The 6,595-nt window shown below is 73.8% G+C and carries 8 protein-coding genes; 4 read left to right on the forward strand and 4 right to left on the reverse strand.

The window, feature by feature from the left end:
• The first annotated feature begins 70 nt into the window (after positions 1–70).
• The 4 genes from NIE111_RS16125 (at position 71) to NIE111_RS16140 (ending at position 2,869) form a co-directional block, all read left to right on the forward strand.
• Complete coding sequence (locus NIE111_RS16125; RefSeq protein WP_238685177.1) at positions 71–1,297, forward strand: hypothetical protein; 1,227 nt, start codon at positions 71–73, stop codon at positions 1,295–1,297.
• Between the two features lie 34 nt (positions 1,298–1,331).
• Complete coding sequence (locus NIE111_RS16130) at positions 1,332–1,772, forward strand: hypothetical protein (protein WP_238685178.1); 441 nt, start codon at positions 1,332–1,334, stop codon at positions 1,770–1,772.
• An 81-nt stretch (positions 1,773–1,853) separates the two neighbouring features.
• Positions 1,854–2,426 carry a GNAT family N-acetyltransferase gene (locus NIE111_RS16135; protein ID WP_238685185.1) on the forward strand — a complete coding sequence of 191 codons (573 nt, stop codon included), beginning with the start codon at positions 1,854–1,856 and terminating at the stop codon, positions 2,424–2,426.
• Between the two features lie 29 nt (positions 2,427–2,455).
• Positions 2,456–2,869, forward strand: coding sequence for a type II toxin-antitoxin system Phd/YefM family antitoxin (locus tag NIE111_RS16140; protein WP_238685179.1), 414 nt, complete (start codon positions 2,456–2,458; stop codon positions 2,867–2,869).
• A 265-nt stretch (positions 2,870–3,134) separates the two neighbouring features.
• Here NIE111_RS16140 and NIE111_RS16145 read toward each other — a convergent pair whose 3' ends face one another.
• From NIE111_RS16145 to NIE111_RS16160, 4 genes are read right to left on the reverse strand one after another with little or no spacing between them, the layout of a single operon-like run.
• The gene (locus NIE111_RS16145; RefSeq protein ID WP_372488347.1) at positions 3,135–4,202 is read right to left on the reverse strand and encodes an ABC transporter ATP-binding protein; all 1,068 of its coding nucleotides are present in this window, start codon (positions 4,200–4,202) and stop codon (positions 3,135–3,137) included.
• A complete protein-coding gene (modB, locus tag NIE111_RS16150; protein ID WP_238685180.1) occupies positions 4,199–5,035 on the reverse strand; it encodes a molybdate ABC transporter permease subunit in 837 nt (278 codons plus the stop codon). Before modB ends, NIE111_RS16145 begins: the two co-directional genes overlap by 4 nt.
• Positions 5,032–5,835 carry a molybdate ABC transporter substrate-binding protein gene (gene modA, locus NIE111_RS16155; protein WP_238685187.1) on the reverse strand — a complete coding sequence of 268 codons (804 nt, stop codon included), beginning with the start codon at positions 5,833–5,835 and terminating at the stop codon, positions 5,032–5,034. Before modA ends, modB begins: the two co-directional genes overlap by 4 nt.
• A 56-nt stretch (positions 5,836–5,891) precedes the next feature.
• The gene (locus tag NIE111_RS16160; RefSeq protein WP_238685181.1) at positions 5,892–6,314 is read right to left on the reverse strand and encodes a TOBE domain-containing protein; all 423 of its coding nucleotides are present in this window, start codon (positions 6,312–6,314) and stop codon (positions 5,892–5,894) included.
• Positions 6,315–6,595: the final 281 nt, after the last annotated feature.

Raw genomic sequence — 6,595 nt, forward strand, 5'->3', positions numbered from 1 at the left:
TGCGGCGTACCACGAGAAGAGCGACTTCCCCGCGCGGCCGGCGGACCGGGGGAGCGGGGAAGTGGGGCGGATGGACCGGTGGCGCAGCGGCGCGGCGGCGCTTGCCGTGCGGGCGGTCGCGGCCGGTCGCGGTGGAGCACGCCTGGCCCGCCGGGTGCCGGCGCCCTGGCCGTACGTCATCGGCCTGTTCCTCGGCGCGAAGCTGCTGCTCACCCTGGTCGGCCTCCTGGTCCTTCACGCCTGGGACGGCGTCCCCGGGGCCCCGCCGCCGGACGAGGCGTTGATGTGGGCGCAGCAGCGGGAGATCTCCGGGCACCGGTGGATCTCCTTCTGGTTCGCCTGGGACTCGCTGCTCTACCTGCGGCTGAGCGAGCTGCCCCTGAGCGGGCCGTGGCGAGACTTCGGATTCCCGCTGTTGTACCCGTTCCTGGCCCGGCCCCTCGGGACGGTCCTCGGCGGCGACAACGCACTGGCCCTGTTGGTGATCAGCAACGTGGCGTTCCTGCTGGCGCTCTGGTACGGCTACCGGCTGGCGGAGCTGCTCCTCGGCGACGCGTACGCCGCCCGCCGGTTCACCCGGTACCTGCTGCTGCTGCCTACCGCGTTCCTGTTCCAGGCCGCGCTGACCGAGTCGCTCTTCGTCTGCCTCGCGCTGGCCACCTTCTACTACGCCGAGCGACACCGGTGGCTGCTGGTCGGCGTGATCGGCTACTTCCTGGCGATGAGTCGCTCCGTCGGCCTGCTCGTGGCGCTACCGCTGGCCCTGGTGCTGCTGCGGCAGCACGACTGGCGGCTCCGGCCACGCGCCCTGCTCGGCTACGTCCGGATCGGCTGGCCGTTGCTGCTGCTCCCCGCCGGGTGGTTCACCTTCATGGCGTACTGCCGCTGGCGGGGCGGGGACTGGTTCGCCTACCAGCACGCCCAGGAGACCGGTTGGGGCATCGAGGTGCAGAACCCCGTTCCGGTGCTGCTCGACGGGTTGACCGGGGAGCCGCGCGACGGCGCGCGGGCGTGGTTCGCGGTGGCTGTCCTCGCCGTGCTGGTCGCCGGGTTCCGCCGCCGGGAGCTGGCCTACCTGGTGTACGGCGTCCTCATGGTGCTGGTGCCGCTGTCGATGGGCCCACCGGTGTACAAGAGCCTCCTGCGCTATCTGCTAGCCGCTTTTCCGGTGGCGCTGGTGCTGGCCCGCTGGGCCCGCCACACCAGCGTCGACGTGTGGCTGACCGCAGCGCTCGCAGTGGTGCAGGGCGTGCTGTTCGTGCTCTGGCTCAGCTACTGGACCCACATGATCATCTGATTGACGCTGCCGTCAGCCGGGCAAGAGGTACACGATGACCGAGCCACGGGTGCGCCTCGACGACCTGGGCGCCTGGTTGATCAAGGGCAACGCGGACCTGGTCGACCTCAGCGCCCGGTTCGCCAGTGAGCCACTGGTGACGAGCTGGTGCGTACGTCCCGGCTACCGGGCGCGGTTGATGTGCGCCGGGCAGCCGGTGGTGTTCTGGGCCAGCGGCAGCCGGGGCCGACTGCCGTACGGGGTGTGGGGCGTCGGGCGGGTCACCGGGGCGGCCGAGCCAGGCGCACCGGGACAGCAGTGGTCGGTGCCGCTGGATCTGCCCATCCTCGCCGAACGGAACCGGGTGCCCCGGCGGCTGTTGCGCGCCGATGACCGGCTCGCCGCCCTGGAGGTGTTCCGTCAGCCGCAGGCCGCCAACCCCTCATACCTGACGGTGGCCCAGTTCGCCGCGCTGCGGACCCACCTGCCGCAGTGAGCGCGGAGGGCGGTCGTGCCTCGACCGGGGTGCCTGTGCGAGCCTCCTACGGACGTGAGAAGCGCATTGAGTGGAGGCCCGGTGTTCGCCCTGCCGCTGACCGAGGACATCGAGCTGCGTCCGCTGAACCCGTGGCGGGCCGAGGAGTTTCTCGCCCACCTCGACCGGGCCCGTGAGCACATCAAGCCCTGGGTGTCACCGTCCTTCGTCGCCACCGACCTGCCGTCGGCCCGTGCGGTGTTGCAGCGGTACGCCGACCTCTGGGCCGGCGACAGCGGTGGCATCTGGGGGCTGTGGTGGCGGGGCACGCTCGTCGGCGGGGTCATGTTCGTGTCGTTCGACGTGACCCGGGGCGTGTGCGAGGTCGGTTGCTGGGTGGAGCCGGCGGCGCAGGGCAGGGGCCTGGTCGCCCCGGCGGTGCGCCGGATCGTCGACTGGGCGGTGCGCGAGCGCGGCATCCAGCGGGTGGAGTGGCGTACCACCGCCGACAACACCCGCAGCAAGGCCCTCGCCGACCGGCTCGGCCTGCGCCTCGACGGCACGCTGCGCCAGGTCAGCCCGGGTCCGCACGGCCGGATCGACATTGAGGTCTGGTCGGTGCTGGCCGACGAGTGGACCGCCCGCCACGCACCGTCCACTGACGACAGCGAATAGTTGTCATACCCGCGCGGCACCATGCATCCATGGCCGTCCCCGCGCTCACCCCTCATTCCGACCCGCCGCGTTCCGTGCCGCTGCGTGAGGCGCGCACCCGGTTCAGCCAGCTCGTCGCGCTGGCCGAGCTGACCGACGCGGTCACCGTCGTCACCCGCGACGGCGATCCCCGCCCGGTCGCCGCGATCGTCCCCGCCGCAGCCGCCCGCAGCGGCGCCCAGGCCCGCGCCGACGCCGACCGGCTCGCGACGGTCACCGCCGGCTGGGCCCGCCGCCTCGAGGAGCAGCACCGACGCAGCACACAGCGGCACGCCGCCGAGCTTGGCGCGGTCCGCGCGGCGCTGGCCGAGGTGTGGGCCGAGCTGGACAGCCGGGTCGTCCCGGGCAGCGACCCGACGCTGGCCCGGCTGCGCGCCGCACACGCCGACCTGCTCGCCGGCTGACTCGCGTGCGCATCGGTGCGGCGTTGGCCGCACCAGCGTGGCGTTGGCGGTGCCCGCGTGGCGTTGGCGGTGCCCGCGTGGCGTTGGCTGCACCAGCTGAGGCGGGTGCCGCGCCGGGTGTGCGGCCGTATCCTGCCGGCTGACGGGTCCGCGCTGGCGGGCAAGCCGGTCGGCGTCCGTGCGGGTCGGCGTCCGCCTGGGTCGGCGTCCGCGTGGGTCTGCGCTCCGCTGCGGGCCGGCGTTCGCGCGGGCCGTCGTCGTCGGGTCAGCCGGTGGCCGGGTACGCGTGGGTCTCGGTCGCCTTGACCGCCACCCAGACCCGCTGGCCGGGGATCAGCCGCAACTGGGCGGCGGCGGCCGGCGTGACGTCGGCGGCCACCCCGATCGGGCCGTCCAGTTGCACCCGCACGTTGTCACCGTGACGCTGGACGCCGGCCACTGTGCCCGCCCAGGTGTTCCGTGGGCTGCCCGCCGGTGGGGCCGGGTGCAGAGCCACCGCGGCCGGGCGGAACGCCACGAACGCCTCACCGTCCAACCGGTCGGCGACAGTGAGGGTCAGCTCCGGCGACACCCGCACCCCGTGCCCGTCGGCGCGACCCCGGTACAGGTTCAGCCCGACCAGCCGGGCGACGTAGTCAGTGCGCGGGCGGGCGGTGACGCTCGGCCCGTCGCCCTCCTGCACGACCCGGCCACCCTCGACGATGACCAGTCGGTCGGCCAACGCCAGCGCGTCCAGCGGGTCGTGGGTGACCAGCACCGTCGCGCCCGCGTGCGCGGACAGGTGCCGGTGCAGCTCCGCGCGGGTGTCCAGCCGGGTGCGGGCGTCCAGCGCGGCGAGCGGCTCGTCCAACAGCAGCAGCGACGGTGCCACGGCGAGCGCGCGCGCCAGCGCCACCCGTTGCGCCTGACCGCCGGAGAGCTGCCGCGGCTTGCGCTGCGCCTGCGCGTCAAGCCCCACCCGGCCCAGCCACTCCTGGGCCGTGGCGCGGGCGGCCCGCCGCTGGACGCCGTGCCGGCGCGGCCCGAAGGCCACGTTGTCCACCGCGGTGAGGTGCGGGAAGAGCAGGTAGTCCTGAAAGACCACGCCGATCGACCGGCGTTCGGTGGGCACCCAGGCACCGGTCACCGGGCGGTCCAGGTCGACGTCGTCGAGGGTGACGTGCCCATCGGTGAGGGGATGCAGCCCGGCCAGCGCCCGCAGCGCTGTGGTCTTGCCGGCGCCGTTCGGGCCGAGCAGCGCCACCACCTCGCCCGGCGCGACCCGCAGCGGCACGTCGAGCCGGAAGACGCCCCGGTCGACGACGAGGCGCGCGTCGAGAAGTCGGTCGCTCACGCGGTGGTCATCCAGCGGTCTCGCAGCGCCACCAGGATGCCCACCGACACGACGAGCAGCACCAGGCTGAGCACGATCGCGGACTCCAGATCCGTCTCCAACGCCAGGTAGACGGCGAGCGGCATGGTCTGCGTCCGACCGGGGAAGTTGCCGGCGAAGGTGATGGTGGCACCGAACTCGCCGAGCGCCCGCGCCCAGCAGAGCACCGCCCCGGCGGCCAGACCGGGCGCCACCAGCGGCAGCGTGACGTGGGTGAAGGTGGTCCACCGGCTGGCGCCCAACGTCGCCGCGGCCTCCTCGAAGCGGTGGTCGGCGGCGCGTAGCGCACCCTCCACGGCGATCACCAGGAACGGCATGGCGACGAACGCCTCAGCCAGCACGACGCCCGTGGTGGTGAAGGGCAGGGTGATGCCGAACGTGCTGTCGAGCCAGCCGCCGACCAGGCCACGCCGACCGAAGACCAGCAACAGCGCCACCCCACCGACCACCGGCGGCAGCACCAGCGGCACGGTGACCAGCGCGCGTACCAGCCGACGGCCGGGAAACTCGACCCGGGCCAGCACCCAGGCGAGCGGCACCCCGAGCAGCAGACAGAACGCGGTGGCCAGGGTGGCGGTCTGCACCGACAGCCGCAGGGCGGTCAACGCGCCCGGCTCGGTGAGCCGCTCCGGCAGGGTCGTCCACGGTGCCCGGATCAGCAGCCCCGCCAACGGCAGGACAAGGAACACCAACCCCAGCCCGGCGGGGATCAGCAGGGCCGCCGGCACTCGACCCCGCCGTCGAGGCGTGGCCGGGCGATCGCGGGGTGCGTTGTGGTCGTGGACCTGCCTCACGGCGCCTGGAACCCCGCCTCGGCGAGGACAGCCTGCGCCGGCGCCGAGCGGACGTACGCGACGAAGGCCCGTGCCCCGTTGGGATTCGGCGCGTCCTTCAACGCGACGATCGGGTAGTCGTTGACCGCCCGCGCCGACTCGGGAAACTCCACACCCGTCACGTCGGCGCTCGCCGCCCGCGTGTCCGTGCGGTAGACCAGCGCCGCGTCGACCTCGCCGAGCTTCACCTTGGCGAGCGCACCCTTGACGTCTCGTTCCAGGGTGACCGGCGTCAGCGCGACGCCGGCCGCGTCCACTGCGGTGCGGGCCGCCGCGCCGCAGGGCACCTGACTGGCGCAGAGCGCCACCTTCACACCCGGGCTGGTCAGATCGGCCAGGCCGGCCACTGCCTTCGGGTTACCCCGGGGCACCGCGATCACCAGCTGGTTGCGGGCGAAGACGCTCGGCGTGCCGTCGGCGTCGCCGGCCTCGACGACAGGGGTCATGTTCGCCGGGGCGGCCGAGGCGAACACGTCCGCCGGCGCGCCCTGGGTGATCTGGTTGGCCAGGGCGGAACTGCCGGCGACGTTGAGGGTCACCCGGCTGCCCGGGTTGGCGGCCTCGAAGTCCTTCCCGATGCGGGTGAACGACTCGGTCAGCGAGGCGGCCGCGAACACGGTCACCGGGCCGGTCACCCGGCCGTCCCCACCGCTGCCGGTTGCCCGGCCGTCGCCCGAGCCGCAGCCGGTCACCGCCAGGCCGGTCACCACCAGGACAGCCACCGCCGTACGCCTGCTCCGCGCGACCGTCCGCGCGTTCATTCGCGCAACCGCCTCCGCGTTCACCCGCGCGTTCACCCGCGCGTTCGTCTCCGCCTTCATCTGGCCGACCGTCCGCGCGCCGGGGCGGGCGCGGCCCGCTCCACCACGACCGTTGTCGACTTGATCACCGCAACGGCCACCGACCCGACCCGCAGGTCGAGTTCGTCGACGGCCTCCCGGCTCATCAGCGACACGACCCGGAACGGGCCCGCCTGGATGTCGACCTGAGCCATCACCGTGTCTTTACGGACGTCGACGACGATGCCGCGCAACCGGTTGCGGGCCGAGGAGAACTCGGCGCCCGCATCCGGGTCGGTGGCCTGAGCGCGAGCGAACGCCGCCAGGTCGACGCCGTCGACGACCCGGTGGCCGTGCTCGTCGCGCGCGGCCGTCAGGCGCCCGGCGTCCACCCAGCGGCGAATGGTGTCGGCGCTGACGCCGAGCAGGTCGGCCGCCTCCCCGATCCGGTAGGTCGTCACCCGCTCACCCTAATGCCCGCATCTGCTAGGGCAGAAGCCCGGAACAGGCAGCAATCGCGTGGATCAGGCGTGCCAAGGCACGCAGTTGCGTCCTGCTGGGCGTCTCAGGACGCCACGGCTCCCCTCGGGGCGAGCCCGCAAGATCGCGCTCGAACCACGAAGTAGTGGTGTCGGCGGTCGATGAGGCCACTACATCCTGGTTCGAGCACGATCTTGGCGCGGGGCGCGGGGCGCGGGGCGCGGGGCGCGGGGCGCGGGGCGCGGGGCGCGGGGCGCGGGGC

The sequence above is a fragment of the Micromonospora hortensis genome, assembly GCF_022230935.1.
Lineage (GTDB): Bacteria > Actinomycetota > Actinomycetes > Mycobacteriales > Micromonosporaceae > Micromonospora > Micromonospora hortensis.

Bases quoted from the DNA above. Each gene is read 5' to 3' on its own strand.
- NIE111_RS16125 (WP_238685177.1), top strand. From the start codon at position 71: ATGGACCGGTGGCGCAGCGGCGCGGCGGCGCTTGCCGTGCGGGCGGTC.
- NIE111_RS16130 (WP_238685178.1), top strand. From the start codon at position 1,332: ATGACCGAGCCACGGGTGCGCCTCGACGACCTGGGCGCCTGGTTGATC.
- NIE111_RS16140 (WP_238685179.1), top strand. From the start codon at position 2,456: ATGGCCGTCCCCGCGCTCACCCCTCATTCCGACCCGCCGCGTTCCGTG.
- modA (WP_238685187.1), bottom strand. From the start codon at position 5,835: ATGAACGCGCGGACGGTCGCGCGGAGCAGGCGTACGGCGGTGGCTGTC.